Annotated in this window: 15 protein-coding genes and 2 pseudogenes; 10 read left to right on the top strand and 7 right to left on the bottom strand. The window is 67.3% G+C overall.

Annotation, left to right across the window (positions count from 1 at the left end):
• Window positions 1–11 precede the first annotated feature (11 nt).
• Together ACWETB_RS13780 and ACWETB_RS13775 are read right to left on the bottom strand one after the other, a co-directional pair.
• On the bottom strand, window positions 12–539 hold the full coding sequence (locus ACWETB_RS13780) for a DUF6985 domain-containing protein (RefSeq protein ID WP_452211670.1): 528 nt from the start codon (window positions 537–539) through the stop codon (window positions 12–14).
• Window positions 540–578: 39 nt separating this feature from the next.
• Window positions 579–1,574 carry an LLM class flavin-dependent oxidoreductase gene (locus tag ACWETB_RS13775; protein ID WP_452211668.1) on the bottom strand — a complete coding sequence of 332 codons (996 nt, stop codon included), beginning with the start codon at window positions 1,572–1,574 and terminating at the stop codon, window positions 579–581.
• 204 nt (window positions 1,575–1,778) lie between these two features.
• Between ACWETB_RS13775 and ACWETB_RS13770 the strand changes: the two genes are divergently transcribed.
• Window positions 1,779–2,585: an ABC transporter ATP-binding protein gene (locus ACWETB_RS13770; RefSeq protein WP_348807556.1), complete on the top strand. Its 807-nt coding sequence runs from the start codon at window positions 1,779–1,781 to the stop codon at window positions 2,583–2,585.
• Between the two features lie 86 nt (window positions 2,586–2,671).
• Window positions 2,672–3,472: an NUDIX hydrolase gene (locus tag ACWETB_RS13765; protein WP_452211666.1), complete on the top strand. Its 801-nt coding sequence runs from the start codon at window positions 2,672–2,674 to the stop codon at window positions 3,470–3,472.
• A 4-nt stretch (window positions 3,473–3,476) separates the two neighbouring features.
• Here ACWETB_RS13765 and ACWETB_RS13760 read toward each other — a convergent pair whose 3' ends face one another.
• Window positions 3,477–4,430, bottom strand: a complete 954-nt coding sequence (locus ACWETB_RS13760; RefSeq protein ID WP_452211664.1) for an alcohol dehydrogenase — start codon at window positions 4,428–4,430, stop codon at window positions 3,477–3,479.
• A gap of 84 nt (window positions 4,431–4,514) precedes the next feature.
• On the opposite strand from ACWETB_RS13760, the gene ACWETB_RS13755 reads away from it, so the two are divergent.
• Both ACWETB_RS13755 and ACWETB_RS13750 read left to right on the top strand, forming a co-directional pair.
• The gene (locus ACWETB_RS13755; protein ID WP_452211662.1) at window positions 4,515–5,156 is read left to right on the top strand and encodes a TetR/AcrR family transcriptional regulator C-terminal domain-containing protein; all 642 of its coding nucleotides are present in this window, start codon (window positions 4,515–4,517) and stop codon (window positions 5,154–5,156) included.
• A gap of 61 nt (window positions 5,157–5,217) precedes the next feature.
• Entirely contained in the window at window positions 5,218–5,769 is a 552-nt protein-coding gene (locus tag ACWETB_RS13750) for a hypothetical protein (RefSeq protein ID WP_452211660.1), read from the top strand.
• Window positions 5,770–5,796: 27 nt separating this feature from the next.
• On the opposite strand, the gene ligD is transcribed toward ACWETB_RS13750, so the two are convergent.
• A complete protein-coding gene (ligD, locus tag ACWETB_RS13745; RefSeq protein ID WP_452211658.1) occupies window positions 5,797–6,786 on the bottom strand; it encodes a non-homologous end-joining DNA ligase in 990 nt (329 codons plus the stop codon).
• 370 nt (window positions 6,787–7,156) lie between these two features.
• Between ligD and ACWETB_RS13740 the strand changes: the two genes are divergently transcribed.
• Both ACWETB_RS13740 and ACWETB_RS13735 read left to right on the top strand, forming a co-directional pair.
• Window positions 7,157–7,945, top strand: coding sequence for an enoyl-CoA hydratase/isomerase family protein (locus ACWETB_RS13740; RefSeq protein WP_452211656.1), 789 nt, complete (start codon window positions 7,157–7,159; stop codon window positions 7,943–7,945).
• A gap of 47 nt (window positions 7,946–7,992) precedes the next feature.
• Window positions 7,993–9,000 carry a class I SAM-dependent methyltransferase gene (locus tag ACWETB_RS13735; protein WP_449743041.1) on the top strand — a complete coding sequence of 336 codons (1,008 nt, stop codon included), beginning with the start codon at window positions 7,993–7,995 and terminating at the stop codon, window positions 8,998–9,000.
• 3 nt (window positions 9,001–9,003) lie between these two features.
• Here ACWETB_RS13735 and ACWETB_RS13730 read toward each other — a convergent pair whose 3' ends face one another.
• Window positions 9,004–10,185 carry an alpha/beta hydrolase gene (locus ACWETB_RS13730; RefSeq protein ID WP_452211654.1) on the bottom strand — a complete coding sequence of 394 codons (1,182 nt, stop codon included), beginning with the start codon at window positions 10,183–10,185 and terminating at the stop codon, window positions 9,004–9,006.
• A 125-nt stretch (window positions 10,186–10,310) separates the two neighbouring features.
• Here ACWETB_RS13730 and ACWETB_RS13725 point away from each other — a divergent pair, with 125 nt between their 5' ends.
• Entirely contained in the window at window positions 10,311–11,531 is a 1,221-nt protein-coding gene (locus ACWETB_RS13725) for a THUMP-like domain-containing protein (protein ID WP_452211652.1), read from the top strand.
• Here ACWETB_RS13725 and ACWETB_RS13720 read toward each other — a convergent pair.
• Window positions 11,457–12,878, bottom strand: a pseudogene (locus tag ACWETB_RS13720) (MFS transporter); the annotation flags it as partial. The gene ACWETB_RS13725 and the pseudogene ACWETB_RS13720 overlap by 75 nt on opposite strands.
• A gap of 53 nt (window positions 12,879–12,931) precedes the next feature.
• Between ACWETB_RS13720 and ACWETB_RS13715 the strand changes: the two are divergent.
• Window positions 12,932–13,927: a GlxA family transcriptional regulator gene (locus ACWETB_RS13715; protein ID WP_452211650.1), complete on the top strand. Its 996-nt coding sequence runs from the start codon at window positions 12,932–12,934 to the stop codon at window positions 13,925–13,927.
• 9 nt (window positions 13,928–13,936) lie between these two features.
• Here ACWETB_RS13715 and ACWETB_RS13710 read toward each other — a convergent pair whose 3' ends face one another.
• On the bottom strand, window positions 13,937–15,268 hold the full coding sequence (locus ACWETB_RS13710) for an outer membrane protein assembly factor BamB family protein (RefSeq protein WP_449743037.1): 1,332 nt from the start codon (window positions 15,266–15,268) through the stop codon (window positions 13,937–13,939).
• A gap of 164 nt (window positions 15,269–15,432) precedes the next feature.
• On the opposite strand from ACWETB_RS13710, the gene ACWETB_RS13705 reads away from it, so the two are divergent.
• The gene (locus ACWETB_RS13705) at window positions 15,433–16,185 is read left to right on the top strand and encodes an acyltransferase (RefSeq protein WP_348807518.1); all 753 of its coding nucleotides are present in this window, start codon (window positions 15,433–15,435) and stop codon (window positions 16,183–16,185) included.
• A gap of 268 nt (window positions 16,186–16,453) precedes the next feature.
• Window positions 16,454–16,949, top strand: a pseudogene (locus ACWETB_RS13700) (HNH endonuclease); the annotation flags it as partial.

Genomic DNA, 16,949 nt, shown 5'->3' with positions numbered 1-16,949 from the left:
GTCCCAACGGCTCAGCCCACCGACGGTGACCAGTACACCGCACCCTCGGGAACGTCGTACCCGCGACCGTAGGCCGACCGGTGAGTCGGGTGTCCGTCGTAGGAACTGATCCGGGTGAGGGTATGGCCATCGGTGAAAACCGTCTGCAATCCGTGTTCGGGTTCCCAGTCGCATTCATCCTCGCAGATGACATACCAGTGCTCGTTCTGAAACACCACGTGCGGGCGCCGGTTGAACGTGACATGGGACCACACCTCGTCCTCGGTGATGGTCGGAAACCCGTCCTCATAAACGATCGTTCTCGCGACGTCGCTGTAATACGCGAAAAGCTCCGGCGCCGCGGACGTCAGGACCGACCGATCAAGTGCACAAAACGCGATGATGCATGCGGTGAGGGCGTCGGCTTGATCACCCGAGAACTCATCGATCGTGAATTCGCAGTCGGCACTGAAGATCTCGACGTACCGCGGAGGGGTTCGATACCACTCGTCCACGTCGTCGCGTTGGAGGGCTCCGATTCCGGGGAGTTCTGTCAGCACCCCGTCATTCTGTCAGGGGGCCGTTCACGACGAGTCGCGTCAGGCCGACGTGACCGACCGGTCGCGCGCCGGCGCCAGATGCTCCAGCGTCCGCAACCAGATCTCCCGGTCCGGCGCGATGGACGCGACGATCACCTCGTCGGCGTCGGCATGTCCGGCGAACCAGTCCAGATAGTCACGCACCTCGGCGGGCGTGCCGACTCCGCTGTAGGTCATCATCTCGTCGATCTGGCGGCCCTGCGGCATCGACAGGATGGCGTCGGCCTCCTCGTCGGTGAAGCGGCGGCCGCGGCCGAACAAGGCACCAACGCGTTGCCGCTTGGCCTGGTGTAGCTGGGCTTTGGCGATTTCGGCGTCGTCGTCGGCGATCACACAGGCCCCGGCGATCACATACGGCTCGCTCAGTTGCTCGGACGGACGGAACTGTTCGCGGTAGATACGGACGGCCTGGGTGAGGGCCGCCGGTGCAAAGTGGGAGGCGAACCCATAGGGCAGGCCGAGCGCGGCGGCGAGCTGCGCGCCGAAAAGCGAGGAACCCAGGATGTAGAGCGGTACGTTCGTACCATTACCGGGTGTTGCCTGCACGCCCTCCACCCGCGTGTTGCCGGTCAGATAGCCCTGCAATTCGAGAACGTCGGACGGGAAATGCTCGGCCGCGGAGATGTCGCGGCGCAGTGCCGCGAAGGTCTTCTGGTCACCGCCGGGGGCGCGGCCGAGGCCGAGGTCGATGCGACCGGGATAGAGCTCGCCGAGCGTTCCGAACTGCTCGGCGATGGTCAACGGCGAGTGGTTGGGCAGCATCACTCCGCCGGAGCCGAGCCGGATCGACGAGGTGCGGGCCGCGATGTGCGAGATGAGCACAGCCGGCGCCGACGACGCAATGCTCGCCATGTTGTGGTGCTCGGCGTACCAGATCCGGGTGTAACCCCACTGCTCGGCACCGATGGCCATCTCGGTGGACGCGGCGAGCGAGTCACCGACGGTTTCGGAGGCGCCCACCTGGGCGAGATCGAGGATGGAAAGCGGCACACTCATATGAGTAGCCAAGGCGTGGTGCTGCCCGACTATTCCGCCCTCGGTCGCGCCGTTCTCGATTACTCGGCGGCAGTGGACGTTTGGCCGGGTGCATCGCCGGCCATCCTCCCCGGGTGTTTGTCACGCGACGGCGGCCCCTGGTAGGGCACGATAGGAACCGTGAACGCCAGTGAGCCGCAAGAGCCGACCACCGACCCCGATCTGATGATCGACTTCCGCGACGTCGCGGTCGTGCGTGAGGGGAACACGCTGGTCGGACCGGTCAGCTGGCAGGTCGAACTCGACGAACGATGGGTGGTGCTCGGCCCCAACGGTGCAGGCAAGACCACGCTGATGCGCATGGCCAATGCGGAACTGTTCCCGTCGTCGGGGGTCGCGTTCGTCCTCGGTGAGTTGCTCGGCAAGGTCGAGGTGCGCGAGCTCTCGACGCGCATCGGTGTCGCCAGCCCGGCCCTGGCCGACCGCATCCCCGACGACGAGATCGTCGCCGATGTGGTGATCTCCGCCGGATACTCGGTGATCGGCCGATGGCGGGAGGAATACGACGACGTCGACCGCGCGCAGGCACTGGAATCCCTGGAGTCGATGGGCGCCGAGCACCTCGCCGACCGTGCCTTCGGGACGCTGTCGGAGGGGGAGCGCAAACGTGTCCTCATCGCGCGGGCCCTGATGACAGACCCGGAGTTGCTGCTTCTCGACGAACCCGCCGCGGGCCTCGACCTCGGCGGACGCGAGGAACTCGTGGAGCGACTCTCCGCGCTGGCGGCCGACCCCGATTCGCCTGCCATCGTGCTGATCACCCACCACGTCGAGGAGATCCCCGCCGGATTCACCCACGCGATGCTCCTCTCGGAGGGGGAGGTCGTCGCCCAAGGGCTCCTGAACAAGGTGCTCACGAGTCGCAATCTGACCAAGGCCTTTCGCCAACAGATCAGTCTGTCGCGCGTCGACGGGCGGTTCTTCGCGCGGCGCAACCGCCGGGCGGGTTCCCATCGTCGTTCGGCGGGCTAACCCAGTCGGTGGTGCCGGGGCGCGCGTCGATAGGGTCGATCGGGTGAGCCCGAGCACACGCTCGGGTGACCGGTAGGAGGCCCGCCATGACAGATACGCCCGCCCCGCTTCGTGACGCCGCGACCGTTGTTCTCGTCCGCGACAGCGATCACGGCATCGAGGTGTTCCTGCAACGTCGCGTCAAGCAGATGGCGTTTGCCGGTGGCATGACCGTGTTCCCCGGCGGTGGTGTCGATCCCCGGGACAGCGACGCCGATCTCTCCTGGACCGGGCCGGATGCCGCCTGGTGGTCGGAAATCCTCTCCACCACAACCGAACTCGCGCAGGCCCTGGTGTGTGCGGCGGTGCGTGAGACCTTCGAGGAATGCGGTGTGCTGCTTGCCTCCACCGCGGACGGTACCTTTCCCGACCCGGCGACGTTGCGCGACGACCGCGTCGCCCTGGTCGACAAATCCCTGTCCTTCGCCGAGTTCCTCCGCTTGCGCGGGTTGACCCTGCGCGCGGATCTCCTTCGGCCGCTGGCGCATTGGATCACACCGGTGAATGAGAAGCGGCGGTATGACACCCGGTTCTTCCTCGCGGCGGTGCCGCCGGGGCAGGAACCCGACGACTCCACCAGTGAGGCCGACATCGCACGCTGGGCGAGCGCGGGGGACGCACTCGAGGCGTGGTCGGCGGGCAAACACTTCCTGCTGCCACCGACGTGGGCGCAACTGACCGAGGTGGCCGGGTTCGCCACCGTTGCCGAGTTGCTGGCCGCGGAGCGCGTGATCGAGCCGATCGAGCCGAAGGTCAGTGCCGGACAAGGTCTTTCCGGTCTAGCCTTCGTCAACTCGGACGACTATTTCGCCGGGCTGGGCACCACGACGCCGAATATCGACCTCTGAGTGCTCAGTCGCCGATCGTGATCACCAGGCGGCCCGGCGCGTCGGCATTCCATGCCTGCGTCACGTCGGGTAACGGCGCGGTGCGGATCGCGATCGGCAGCTCTCCGCTCGCCGCGACGTCAAGGATCTTCGGCAGCTCGCCGAATAGCAGGGCCGGAACGATGGATCCGCCGCCCGACCCGCGGATCGTCAGCGGCCGGGCGCGCAGGATGGAGGCGTCGAGCTGCAATGATCGTCCCGCCATCGCGCCGATCTGGACGTAGTCGACCGGTGTCCGGCGCGCGGTGAGGCTGTGCGCCCGGAGTGCGCCGAGTGCCATCTCGGCGACCGGTCCCCACAGGTAGTCGAGCACGATGTCGATGCCGTCGGCGAACCTTGCGGCGAGGTGTTCGGCGGCGGCGTCGTCGTCCAGGGACACCGTCACCACCCGGGGATTGTCCGCCAGGTGGGCGAGGGCCTCGGCATTGCGACCTGCCGCGATGACGCGCGCGGCACCGAGATGCAACGCGATCCGGACCGCCAGGGACCCCGATGTTCCGGTGGCGCCGAGGACTGCGACGGTTCCGCCGTCGAGTCGCGAGGCGGTCGAGCGTAACGGCATCCACGACGACATCGCGGGGTTGACCACTGCGGCGGCGACCTCGCTGGTCAGTGCGTCCGGGATGGGAATGGCGAAGCCGTTCGGCACGATGGTGCGCTCGGCGATGGTGCCGTAGGGGTCCGGGCATCCGCCGGTGTAGACGCGCCGGCCGTCGATCACGCCGACGCCGTCGACCCCGGCGACGAAGGGTAGGTCGTCGCCGGACGAGTAGTGCGCGCCGGCCGCCACGGACCGGACGAGGTTGTGGACGCCGGCGGCGAGCATCCGAACCTCGATGACGTCGTCGGTGACCGGCGGCTCCGGGAAGTCCGCGTATCGCGGCGATGAGGTGAAGTCGGAGACGACTGCAGCTTTCATGATTTCTCCTGAACATTGTTCAAAACGACGTCTGCTAGCATTGTTGAACAATGTTCAGAAGTCAAGGGGAGAAGGGACCGACCCGTGCCACGTGCGCAGCTCACCCGTTCGGCGATCATCGACGCGGCATTCGAGCAGCTCGCCGAGACCGGTCTCGACGGGATCACCGCACGAGCGCTGGCCGCCCGTCTCGGGGTGCGGGCGGGGGCGCTGTACTACCACTTCCGCGACATGGCCGACCTGCAGGACGAGATGGCCTCCCGGGTACTGGCGACCCTGCTCGCCGAACCGGTGCCCGACGGGTTGGCCGACGACTGGCGAGAACTGCTGCGCGCCGGTGGTCACCGAACACGCGAGATCCTGCTGTCGTTCCGGGACGGGGCAAAACTGGTCGCCGGCACGACCCTCGTCGACGACACCGCCCTGCGTGGTCTGGAAGCGCCGGTCCGGGTGCTCGTCGCCGCCGGGATGACGCCGCTGGACGCCCAACGCGCCCTGCAATCGGTCAATGCCTACGTCACCGGATTCGTGATCGAGGAGCAGCATCGCCATCCCGACGGAGGTGCCGATCGCTTCACCGCCGAAGAACGCCGCGCCCGCCTCGATCCGGACGAGCAGCCGCTGCAGTACGCGCTCAGCAACGAGGTGGTGTCGTTGCCGGTCGAGGCATTCGAGTGGGGTCTGGAGGCGCTGATCGCCGGAATCGGCGTGCGAGTGGGGTTGTAGCGCATCGGGTTTCTCAGTCGTTGGCCCGCAGATCGCCCACGCCGCGGCATACGCTCATCCGATGACCGTGTCGACGCCGTCCGGGGTGACCACACGAGCCGCCGACCTGCGATTGCCGCAGTGGGTGGTGATCTGGTTCGTCATCACCGCGGCCATCCAGACCTACGACGCCTGTTATGTGCTGCTGGGATCGGTCTCGCACGAGGGTGGATCGATGGCGTGGCTGTGGCCGGGACACGTCTTCTACTCGTCCTTCGATCACCGCTACGCGGGCGCCGATGCGTTCGGCAGCGCCCAGAGCTGGGCCAACCTGCTCGAGGTGCTGGCGCTGATCTGGGTACTCTCGCGCCGACGGCGGTTCTCCGCGGTCGTGGTGGGACTGATCGTCACGGTCGCCACCTTCTGGAAAACGGTTCTCTACTTTCTCGTGGAGGCGTCCAGTGGTCTGGAGATGACCAGGCAGTCGCTGGAACGGGGCGACGTCGTCGGATTCCTCACGGTCGCGGTACTGCCGAATCTGGCCCGGATCGTCGTGCCCGGCGCGGTGATGATCACGCTCGGTCGGCAACTTCTCCGCGTGGGACGGGCGGCGGCGACGCGATCGGCGCCGTGACCGTGGCCGAAACCGCAGCCGACGACCTCAGTCGAGGTCGACGATGTCCGGGTCGTCGACCTGGGATGGATGCCCGGCCTCATCGCCGCCGTCGCGCTCGGCCCAGTCGAGCAGCTCGTCGATGCGAAAGGCAACGTCGTCGATCTCCGCGTGCAGGTCACCGAGCTCGGCGAAGCGAGCGGGCATCGTCGCGATGGTGAAGTCGTCGGGTTCGATGTCCTCGATCTCGGCCCAGGTCACCGGCGCCGACACGGTGCCCCGCGGATTGCCGCGCACCGAGTACGCCGACGCCATGGTGTGATCGCGGGTGTTCTGGTTGTAGTCGACGAAGACCGCGGCCGGGTCGCGGTCCTTGCGCCACCAGGCGGTCGTCACATCGGTGGGAGAGCGTCGCTCGACCTCCCGGGCGAAGGCGAGCGCTGCCCGGCGCACCTGCTGGAAACCCCACTCCGGGGCGATCCGGACGTAGATGTGCAGGCCGCGTCCACCGGAGGTCTTCGGAAACCCGCGGATACCGAGACCGTCGAGGACCTCGTGCACCACGCCCGCCACCCGGCGGATGCGGGCAAAGTCGCAGTCGGGCATCGGGTCGAGATCGATGCGCCACTCATCGGGTGACTCCGGGTCGGCGCTGCGCGAGTTCCACGGATGGAACTCGACCGTCGACATCTGCACCGCCCAGATGACACTGCCGAGTTCGGTGACGCTCAACTCGTCGGCGGTACGCCCGTACCGCGGGAACCACAACTGCGTGGTCTGCACCCAGTCGGGCGCCCCCGCCGGAATCCGCTTCTGGTGCACCTTCTTTCCGTCGACACCCTTCGGGAATCGGTGCAGCATGCAGGGACGCTCGAACAGGGCGCGCACGATTCCGTCGCCCACCGACAGGTAGTAGCGCGCGAGATCGAGCTTCGTCTCACCGCGCTCGGAGAAGTACACGCGGTCCGGGCTCGACAGCCGGACCGTGCGGCCGTTCACCTCGAGCATGACGGGTTCGCCGGCCGACGTCGGGCTCATGGGATCTCCTCACCGAGGTCGGGAAGCGGTCCCTGTGGAGTCTGCCATCGCGGCGGCCGCAGTGGCGGTCGCCATGCCCGTGCACTGAATGATCAGCATCGAACGGTGGCGGTCCGGATCTGGGTCGGTGGGGATGATGTCACGCAACGCACCGAGCGTCCAGTGCGCCCGATGGCGTCGCCGCGGTCCTCGCGGCCGAGCGGGCGGTCGAGCTCCCCGATGGCGGACGCCGAGGGCTGGAGGCGGTGACGATGGCAGACCTCGCCACCTCGGTAGCGGTGGCCGACAGATCGTGCGAATCGGGCGCCCCACCCGTCTCGTTGGTCAACCCGGGACGCGATCGGCGGGATCGGACCGGTAGCCTTCGACCATGGCTGAGTTCGTCACTCTCGAAACCTCTGAAGAGCATCCCGGCGTGGGCACGATCCTGCTCCATCGCCCACCGATGAATGCGCTGAACCGGCAGGTACAGTCCGAACTCGCGGCCGCCGCGGCGCAGGCCACCGAACGTGACGACATCAAGGCGGTCATCGTCTACGGCGGACCCAAGGTGCTCGCGGCCGGTGCGGACATCAAGGAGATGACCGACATGACCTATGCGGAGATGTCCAAGGTCGCCGGGTCTCTGCAGCGTGCGCTGGGTGCGATCTCGGAGATCCCGAAGCCCACCGTCGCCGCGATCACCGGATATGCGCTCGGCGGCGGCCTCGAGGTGGCGCTCGGCGCCGATCGTCGGATCGCCGGCGACAACGCGAAACTGGGCGTACCCGAGGTGCTGCTCGGCGTCATCCCCGGCGGCGGTGGCACTCAGCGTCTGGCCCGGCTGGTCGGCGCGTCGAAGGCCAAGGACATGATGTTCACCGGGCGCTTCGTCGGTGCGGCCGAGGCGCTGGAGATCGGGCTGGTCGACGAGGTCGTCGCCCCCGACGAGGTGTACAACGCCGCGCTGAAGTGGGCCGGACAGTTCGCCAACGCCGCGTCGGTGGCCATCGCCGCGGCGAAGAAAGCCGTCGACCAGGGTCTCGGCGTCGACCTGGACACCGGGCTCAAGATCGAAGAGCAACTGTTCGCCGCGCTCTTCGCCACCGAGGACCGCAAGATCGGGATGGCGTCGTTCGTGGAGAACGGCCCCGGCAAGGCCACGTTCACCGGCAAGTAAGGCGATGGCCCCCGCCGGGGGGCGTCGGAGAGAGGAAACGCCAAGCGATGACGACCACCGAAAACGGGACCACCCCCGAGGGCGGCGCGACCGACGAACAGGGAATCGATCCCGCACCGAATCCGCATGCCACCGCCGAGCAGGTGCAGGCCGCGCTGACCGACACCAAACTCGCCCAGGTGCTCTACCACGACTGGGAGGCGGAGACCTACGACGAGAAGTGGTCGATCAGCTTCGACGAGCGCTGCATCGATTACGCGCGCGGCCGGTTTGACGCGGTGCAGACCGACGAGGGGCTGCCGTATGGGCGGGCGATGGAACTCGGTTGCGGCACAGGGTTTTTCCTGCTCAATCTGATGCAGTCCGGGGTCGCGACCAAGGGTTCGGTGACCGACCTGTCGCCGGGCATGGTGAAGGTGGCGTTACGCAACGCGGAGAACCTCGGACTCGATGTCGACGGCCGGGTGGCCGACGCGGAGAAGATTCCCTACGACGACAACACCTTTGACCTCGTCGTCGGACACGCCGTGCTGCATCACATCCCGGATGTGGAGCAGGCGCTGCGCGAGGTACTGCGCGTTCTCAAGCCGGGCGGTCGGTTCCTGTTCGCCGGCGAGCCGTCGACCATCGGCGACTTCTACGCCCGGTGGATGAGTCGCGCCACCTGGTATCTGACGACCAACATCACCAAACTCGGTCCGCTGCAGTCGTGGCGGCGGCCACAGGAAGAACTCGACGAGTCTTCCCGCGCGGCCGCACTCGAGGCCGTCGTCGACATCCACACCTTTGATCCCGACGAGTTGGCCGGTATCGCCCGCGCCGCCGGCGCCGAGGGCGTCGACACCGCGACCGAGGAATTCGCCGCCGCGATGCTCGGCTGGCCGGTCCGCACGTTCGAGGCCGCGGTGCCCGCAGGCAAATTGGGTTGGGGCTGGGCCGGATTCGCATTCGGTTCGTGGAAGCGGCTCACCTGGCTCGACGAGAACGTGCTGCGCAAGATCGTGCCACCGAAGTTCTTCTACAACGTCGTGGTGACGGGCACCAAGCCGCAGTAGTCTCTAGGGCCCGACGATCAGATTCTCCGGGAGATTCGCGACGACCGCGGCCATATTGTATTGGCCCATGGTCGATTTCCCGTCGACATCGCGGGTGTAACTGGCGTGGGCGGTGCTCCCGACACGGGTCACGCCTGTCTTGTCCGTGCCGGCATGGGTCGACAGCCGGATGAGGTCGGCGCTCTCGGCGGGGTCGCTGCCGAAGATGCCGAGTTCGGCGATGGTGTCGCCGTCGTTACGGAGGTAGTAGGCGCGACCGCCGATCAGGTTGAAATCCTCAGGGGTGTAATCGGCGTCGTATCCGCGCTCGCCGCCGAGACCGGGTGAGCCGTAGAAGATGACGTCGCTGATCAGTCCGTGGGTCAGGCGAAGCGCTTCGGCGGTCACGAGTGACCCGTAGGAGTGTCCGAGCGCGACGAGACGCGGACGGCGGTCCGAGGCGGCGGCGATGCCGGCATAGAAGCGGGACAGGATCGGGGCGGTGTCGCGTGCCTTGCCCTCGGTGCTGACGTGGAAGGCGCCGCGAGCGGTTGAGATTCGGCCGCCGGGCCCGGTCAGATTCGGGGTGTCGTAGCCGATCCAGGCGATGGCCGCCACGGTCTCCTGTCCGCGCTCGGCCAATCCCAGCTGCCGGGTGGCTTCCTCGCGGAGCAGTCGCGATTCACCACCCATCCCCTGATAGGGCAGATCGCCGGTGAGTGACGGCGAGATCGTCGTGCCGAGCCCGGGGGTGCTGATGGCGATGTGATCGGCGTGATCCGGGTTGCCGATGGCCACGGCGCAGTGGCCGCGTTCACCGCTGTGCATGTCGAAGGAGATCAGCAGTCGCGGATTCTTCTCGTCGGCGCGTCCGAGTTCGTGTTCGATGGCGCCGATGTCGGCGAGTTTCTTGTCGACGTACCACTTGCGGGTGTCGTCACTGGTGAATGTTCCGCCGAAGCGGTTGTCGGCGAGCCGCTTCTCGAGGTCAACGCTCTGCTTCTGGAGGTCGGCACGCACGGTGGGGAGCATCGCGCGGTTGGCGATGTCGCGGTCGGTGGCGAGGATGCCGTCGGAGTTGCCGATCCACTGCGGATGATCGGTGCACAGGCGGGCACGCTCGGACTCCGGGAGGCCGGCCCACCACTGGGCACGGGTGACGGCCGGACCGTTCAGCTCTTCGGGACGGTGATCGCTCGACTTCACGCCGTGAGATTAACGCGAGCGACCGGGCGGATGCCCCGACATGCCGGTGCCGAACAGTCCGGATGGACCGACGACTGCGGACCCGGGTGGTGCGCCGCGGCCCGGACGCGGGAAGATCAACGGTGATGGGGTACAGGTTCGGACTCGACGATGCGGCATTTCTGCGGTCACGGCACGGCGACAAGGCATTGGAGAACGTCGGTGGCCTCGTCCTGACGCCGGCGTCGATGCTGTCCGACATCGCCGAGGCACGCAGCCGCTACGCACCGCATGACGCCGCTCTCATCGAGACGGTCCGACTGCGTCGGCGTGCCGTCGGCAAGCTCCAGCACGCCGCCGATCTGCTTCTCACCGATGACGCCCTGCAACAGTCGACCGCATCGGTCGTCGCCGCGCAGCGCGCCGCCGAGATCGCCCGGCGTTATCCCGATGCGATCGTGCACGACGTGACCTGTTCGGTCGGCGCCGAACTGATCGAACTAGCCGGCACCACTGGAATCGGTGGTGTCATCGGCAGCGACCTCGATCGTGTGCGACTCGCGATGGCGCGGCACAACACCGCACTTGATGTGTCGTGCCCTCCGACGCTGCTCGTCGCCGACGCACTGACCCCGACCTCGACCGCCGACGTCGTCCTCGCCGACCCGGCACGACGCACCGGTGCCGGACGGGTGTTCTCACCGGACGCGCTCAGCCCGCCGCTGCTGGATGTTCTGATGACCTATGCCGGGCGTCCTCTGGCGGTGAAATGTGCTCCGGGACTGGACTATCAGGTGATTCGGGATCGTTTCGGATTCTCCGGTGAGGTGCAGGTGACCTCGCTCGACTCGTCGGTGCGGGAGGCGTGCCTGTGGTCGGGGCCGGGGATCGGCGTCGGACGGCGGGCCACCGTGATGCGCACCGGTGTCGATGGCGCCGTGTCGGTCTGGGAACTCACCGATGCCGAACCCGACGACATCCCGACCGGTGAACCGGGGGAGTGGATCATCGATCCCGATGGTGCGGTCGTCCGTGCCGGACTGGTGCGGCACTACGCGCACCGACACCGGTTGTGGCAACTGGATCCGCAGATCGCCTACCTCACCGGCGATGCGGTGCCACCCGGTGAGCGCGGATTCCGCATCATCGAGCGGTTGGGCTCGACCAGTGAGAAGGTCCTGCGCAAGGCGCTCGCCGCCCACGACTGCGGCACCCTGGAGATCCTGGTGCGCGGCCTCAACGTCGACCCGGACGCACTGCGGAAACGGCTCAAGCTCAAGGGCACCCGGTCACTGTCGTTGGTGCTCACCAGGATCGGCCGCAAGGGAGTGGCCTTCGTCTGCGAGGCCGGGGTCCGCGGGATCTGAGCCCGCCGGTGCGGCTCCGGTGACGCCGGTTTCGGTGACATCGGTTTCGGTGACATCGGTTTCGGCGATGTCGTTGGCGCGGAGACGGATTCCCGCGCACAGTGCGGCGGCGACGACGCACAGTGCCGCCGCGACGTGAAAGGCGTTGTCGTAGGAGCCCTGCGCATCTCTGATGTAGCCGGCGCCGAAAGCGGCGACGGCAGCACCGATCTGATGGGAGGCGAACACCCAGCCGAACACCACCGGGGTGTCCGCGCCGAAGTAATGCCGACAGATCGCGATCGTCGGTGGGACGGTCGCCACCCAGTCGAGGCCGTAGAAGATGATGAACACCCAGGTGCTCGGTTCGGCGTTGGGCGACAGCAGCATCGGGAGCAGCACCAGGGACAGACCGCGGCCGAGGTAGTAGATCACCAGGAGGGTGCGGGGATCCACCCGATCGGTCAACCATCCCGAGAACACGGTGCCGGCGACGTCGAAGATACCGATCGTCGCCAACAGTGATGCGGCGACGGTGGTCGGCATGCCGTGATCGTGCGCCGCCGGAATGAAGTGGGTCCCGATCAGACCGTTCGTCGTCATTCCACATATCGCGAAGCTGCCGGCCAGCAGCCAGAAGGCCCGGACGCGCATCCCGCGCACGAGTCCGCTTGCCGCGGCGCCGAATCCGCTGGTGGGCAGGGCGGTTTCGGTGTCGTCCGGACGGGCGCCGTACGCGGTGGTACCGACGTCGGTGGGACGGTCCCGGATGAACAGCACCACCAGCGGAACCACAGCAAGTGCTGCGCCGGTGACCACGAGCGACGCCCACCGCCAGCCGTATGCGTCGGTGATGTGGGCGACCACGGGGAGGAAGATCAGCTGTCCCGTCGCCGCTGCGGCGGTGAGGATTCCGGTGACGAGGCCGCGTTTGGCGACGAACCAGCGGGTGGACACGGTCGCCACGAAGCCCATCGAGATGGACCCGGTGCCCAGGCCGACGAGGACACCCCACAGCAGTAGCAATTGCCAACTGGCGCTCATGAACACGCCGAGTCCGGTGCCGGCGGCGATCAGCAGGAGCGCACCGGTCAGGATCGGGCGCACCCCGAATCGGTCCATGAGTGCCGCCGCGAAGGGGGCGGTGACACCGAAGAGCACCATGTTGATCGACATGGCGGCGCCGACGGTGGCGTGCGACCAGCCGAACTCCATGTGCAACGGGTCCATCATCACGCTCGGAACGGCCCGGAAGCCGGCCGCGCCGAGGATCGCGATGAAGCTGACGGCGGCGACGATCCAGGCCCAGTGCAGGTGCGGTGTCCACCGGACGGAGGTCGGCACGGTGGGCGTGGGGGAGTTGGTCACCGATACAGCATCGGGTATCGACGTGCCGGACCACCACTGGCATGATTGCCAATATGTCGGAAGATCATGCCAAGTGTGTGTCTGTCGCGACTCCGCATGCGGTGGCGGTCCTGCTGCTGCCGCCGGTCGTAGGTTTCGACGCGACGATGCCGTCGCTGCTGTTCGGCCAGGCGTGCGCCGACGACGGCAGCCCGCTGTATTCGGTCACGACCGTGTCGCTGTCGCCCGGACCTCTCGACACCACCACCGGCTACGGGATCGTCGCCGCGGCGGGACCCGAGGCGCTCGCCACGGCCGACACCATCGTCGTGCCCGGTACGCGCCTGGCGTCGAGTCGTTGTGACGGCGTCCTCGATCCCGACGTGGCGCGAGCACTCGACGCGCGCAAGCCCGACGCCCGACTGGTGTCGATCTGTACCGGTGCCTTCGTTCTCGCCGCGGCAGGCGTCTTCGACGGAAGGCGGGCGACCACGCACTGGCAGTACGCCGACGACTTCCGGCGCCTCTACCCCGAGGTCGACCTCGATGAATCGGTGCTGTTCGTCGATGAGGGTGCGGTGCTGAGCTCGGCGGGTCTCGCCGCCGGAATCGACCTGTGCCTGCACATCATTCGGCGCGATCACGGGGCCGCCGTCGCCAACCGCGTTGCCCGGCACTGTGTGGTCCCGCCCTGGCGTGAGGGTGGCCAGGCGCAGTTCATCGAACGGCACGTACCGGTCCAGGACGGTCCGGGAACGGCGGTGGCGCGGGAGTGGGCACTCACGCATCTGGCCGAACCCGTCACCGTCAACCGGATGGCCGCACACGCGCAGATGAGTACGCGGACCTTCATCCGGCGGTTCCGCGACGAGACGGGTACCGCGCCGGGCGCGTGGCTGCGCGACCGGCGGCTCGACCTCGCCCGGGAACTGCTCGAGACCACAGACCTGCCCGTCGATGTCATCGCCGAACAGACCGGTATCGGCTCCGCCGACAACCTTCGTCACCACCTCCGCAAGGAACTCGGCATGGCCCCGATCGCCTACCGGCGCACGTTCCGCGGTGCGTGAACCTTCCGCTCAGCCGGGGATGTTGCTCTTCGAGTCGAAGAAGTACACCTCGCCGAGATTGGTGGCGGTGGCGATCTGCCCGGACGCCGACACCGCGATACCGGTGGTGAAGCCGGCCGAATTGGGCAAGGTCAGCCTGCGCGTGGTGCTGCCGTCGGCGGTGGACACCTCGGTCAGCGACAGCGTGTCCTTGCCGGGATCGCGCACGACGGTCCACGCGGTCCCTGAGTTGGTCAGCGCCGAGAGACTCACCGTCGCCAGATCGTTGCGCTGCCAGACCTTTTCGGCCCTGTCGCCGCGGTCGCGCAGCAGCGTCAAGGGGGCGCCGATGACACCGGTCGGGATGATCAACCCATCCGGGGACACCGTCATCGTCGCGAACCCGTAGCCGCCGTTGTCGTAGGTCCAGCGGGTGGTGCCGGTCGCGGCGTCGAGGGCCACGATTTGGCCGAGGCGGCTGAAGGTGTAGACGGTGGAGCCGTCGGCCGACAACGTGGCCGGCCCGATCACCCCGCCGGGCACCTGCGCCTTCCACATCTCCGAGATCGTCCGCTTGCCGTCGACCTCGGCGTAGGAGAACCCACGGATTTCGCTGGCGATCGCGCCGGTGGGCCAGACATTCAGGAAGAAGCGCTGATGAGCCATGTCGACCGCCGGGGGAGCGGGAACCGTGCACCGCGGACCGTTGGTGACGCAGTCGCCGTATCCGTACAGCGGGTCGGCCGGATCGGCCTCGGGACGCAGCCGTACCTCAGGCGCGGCGAACTGCGCCGTCTGGGTGTCGATGAGCAGGATCTGGCCCTGTGTCGTCACCATCAGGGCGATGCCGGGGTCGGCGAACTTCGCCGACAACGGCACCCCGATCACCGGCATCCGCCACCGGATCGCACCACCGGCGTTGAATGCCAGGAAGGTGGTCTGTTCCCCGATGTAGGGCTGGTCGTACTGATCGGTGAGCATGGCGTTGCCCGAGACACCCTCACGCATCTTCTTGCAGAAGTTCTTGCGTCCCGAGCGCTGATCGAGCACCAGCAGGTTGCATCCGGTCGAATTCGACGTCACCCCGACGTTGCCGGTCGCCGAGATGGTCACCGGCGAGGTCACCGTGCCACCGGTCGGGCGGGTCCAGCTCAACGCCAGATCGTCGGGGACGCTGGGGTAGGCGAAGTTGGAGTTCGCAGCGTTGCCGCCGTAGCTGGACCACCCGATCCCCGCGACCGACCGGACGTCGATGTGGCCGTCGGAGCATGATGACAGCGCCAGGGCGACCACCGCCGCGAACACCACGACGACAGTTGCCGGCATGCGCCGCATACCTCGCGGACGTCGGGCAACCGCCATCGAAGCTCCTTCACCTCTGCTCGCCGGAGTCATCACCGGCGACGCCAACGCTAGAGCCTATCCTGTGGGGCGTCGGCGACCGGTGCCGCGACGCCCCGGACACGGCCTCCGGAGGCGATATCTGGCGAATCCGGTCCACATGCGATGGCCTAGGGTTGCCTGTCATGACCACGATGTGGAACGCCAGCTACCGGTCGCGGTTCCGGGCCGGGCGTCGTCGGGACCCCGAGCAGGTGCGCTTCCTGACGATCGACTCGTTGCGCTGGGTGCTCCGCAATCGGGCCTATACGCCCTGGTATCTGGTCCGTTACTACCGACTCGCGAAGTTCCGGATGGCCAATCCGCACATCGTGCTGCGCGGAATGCTGTTCCTCGGCCGCAATGTGGAAATCCACGCCACCCCGGAGATGAGCCGGATGGAGATCGGCCGTTGGGTCCACATCGGCGACGGCAACTCCATCCGCTGCCACGAGGGCAGCCTGCGCATCGGCGACAAGACGGTCTTCGGCTGCAACAACGTCGTCAACTCCTACCTCGACCTGGAGATCGGTGGCTCGACGCTGATCGCCGACTGGTGCTACATCTGCGACTTCGACCACCGCATGGACGACATCACGCTGCCCATCAAGGATCAGGGCATCGTCAAGGGGCCGGTGCGCATCGGCCCCGACACCTGGGTCGCCGCCAAGGTGACGGTGCTGCGCAACACCATCGTCGGCCGCGGCTGCGTCCTCGGCTCCCACGCGGTGGTCAAGGGCGTCATCCCGGATTACTCGATAGCCGTCGGTGCACCGGCCCGCGTCGTCAAGAATCGCAAGGACGCCTGGGCCGCCAACGCCGCGGAACGTGCCGAACTCGAACGCGCTCTCGCCGACATCGAACGTAAGAAGGCACAAGCGGCGCGCGGCGAGGGCTGACCGGCCCCACCCTCCCTTGGCTGAGCCGAGCCGGAGCCTCTCGTTGGTGGGCGACCCGCCTGTGGCGTGTCCGGCAGGCCGAGCTTGTCGAGGTCGAGGCCACCTCCGCAACCCGACAGTGAAACCAGCCTGCCGCCAACCGAACCCAACGTTGAGGACGCGGATAGTTCTCGTACCCAGCAGATTCCGCACCGATCAGTTTTGTCGTACCCCCTCGCTACACTTGCGTCAGTTCAGTTGGAGCGACCGAGCAGAGGGGGTGAACATCGTGGCCGACACCACAATTCGCGCGACTACCGCGCCGGAGTTGTCGATGACCGCCGACGATGCGGCCATGATCGATCACCTCCCTGTCGAGGCGGCGACCGCTCTGGCCCGATCGTTGCAACGCCAGGAACGGCAGGTGATCGCCCGGAAGGTGTTGTCGGCGGCGCGGGTCGGGCATGCCGTGTACGACGAGATGCTGCTCTCGGGCCACGTGACCAACGTGCACACCACCGGTGGCGTCGACAAGGCTGCGACCGGCAGGGTGTCGACCGCGTTGGGTGTGTCGGTGCCGCAAGCGACGTCGTGGATGACGTTGAGTTTCTTGCTGTCGACGCTCCCGACGGTGACTGCGGCGTTCTTGGCTGGTGATCAGTCGTTGGAGCGTATCCGGATCATCGCCGGCGAGATCGTCGTCCTGTCCGATGACGAAGTGCGCGCGTTCGCCGAAACCCGTGCACTGCAACTCGCCGGACGTAATCAGGCGGATACGACATTGC

The sequence above is a fragment of the Gordonia sp. NPDC003950 genome (assembly GCF_053605205.1).
The sequence above is the reverse complement of the archived record's forward strand: the minus strand, read 5'-3'. Positions and strand labels throughout refer to the sequence as shown.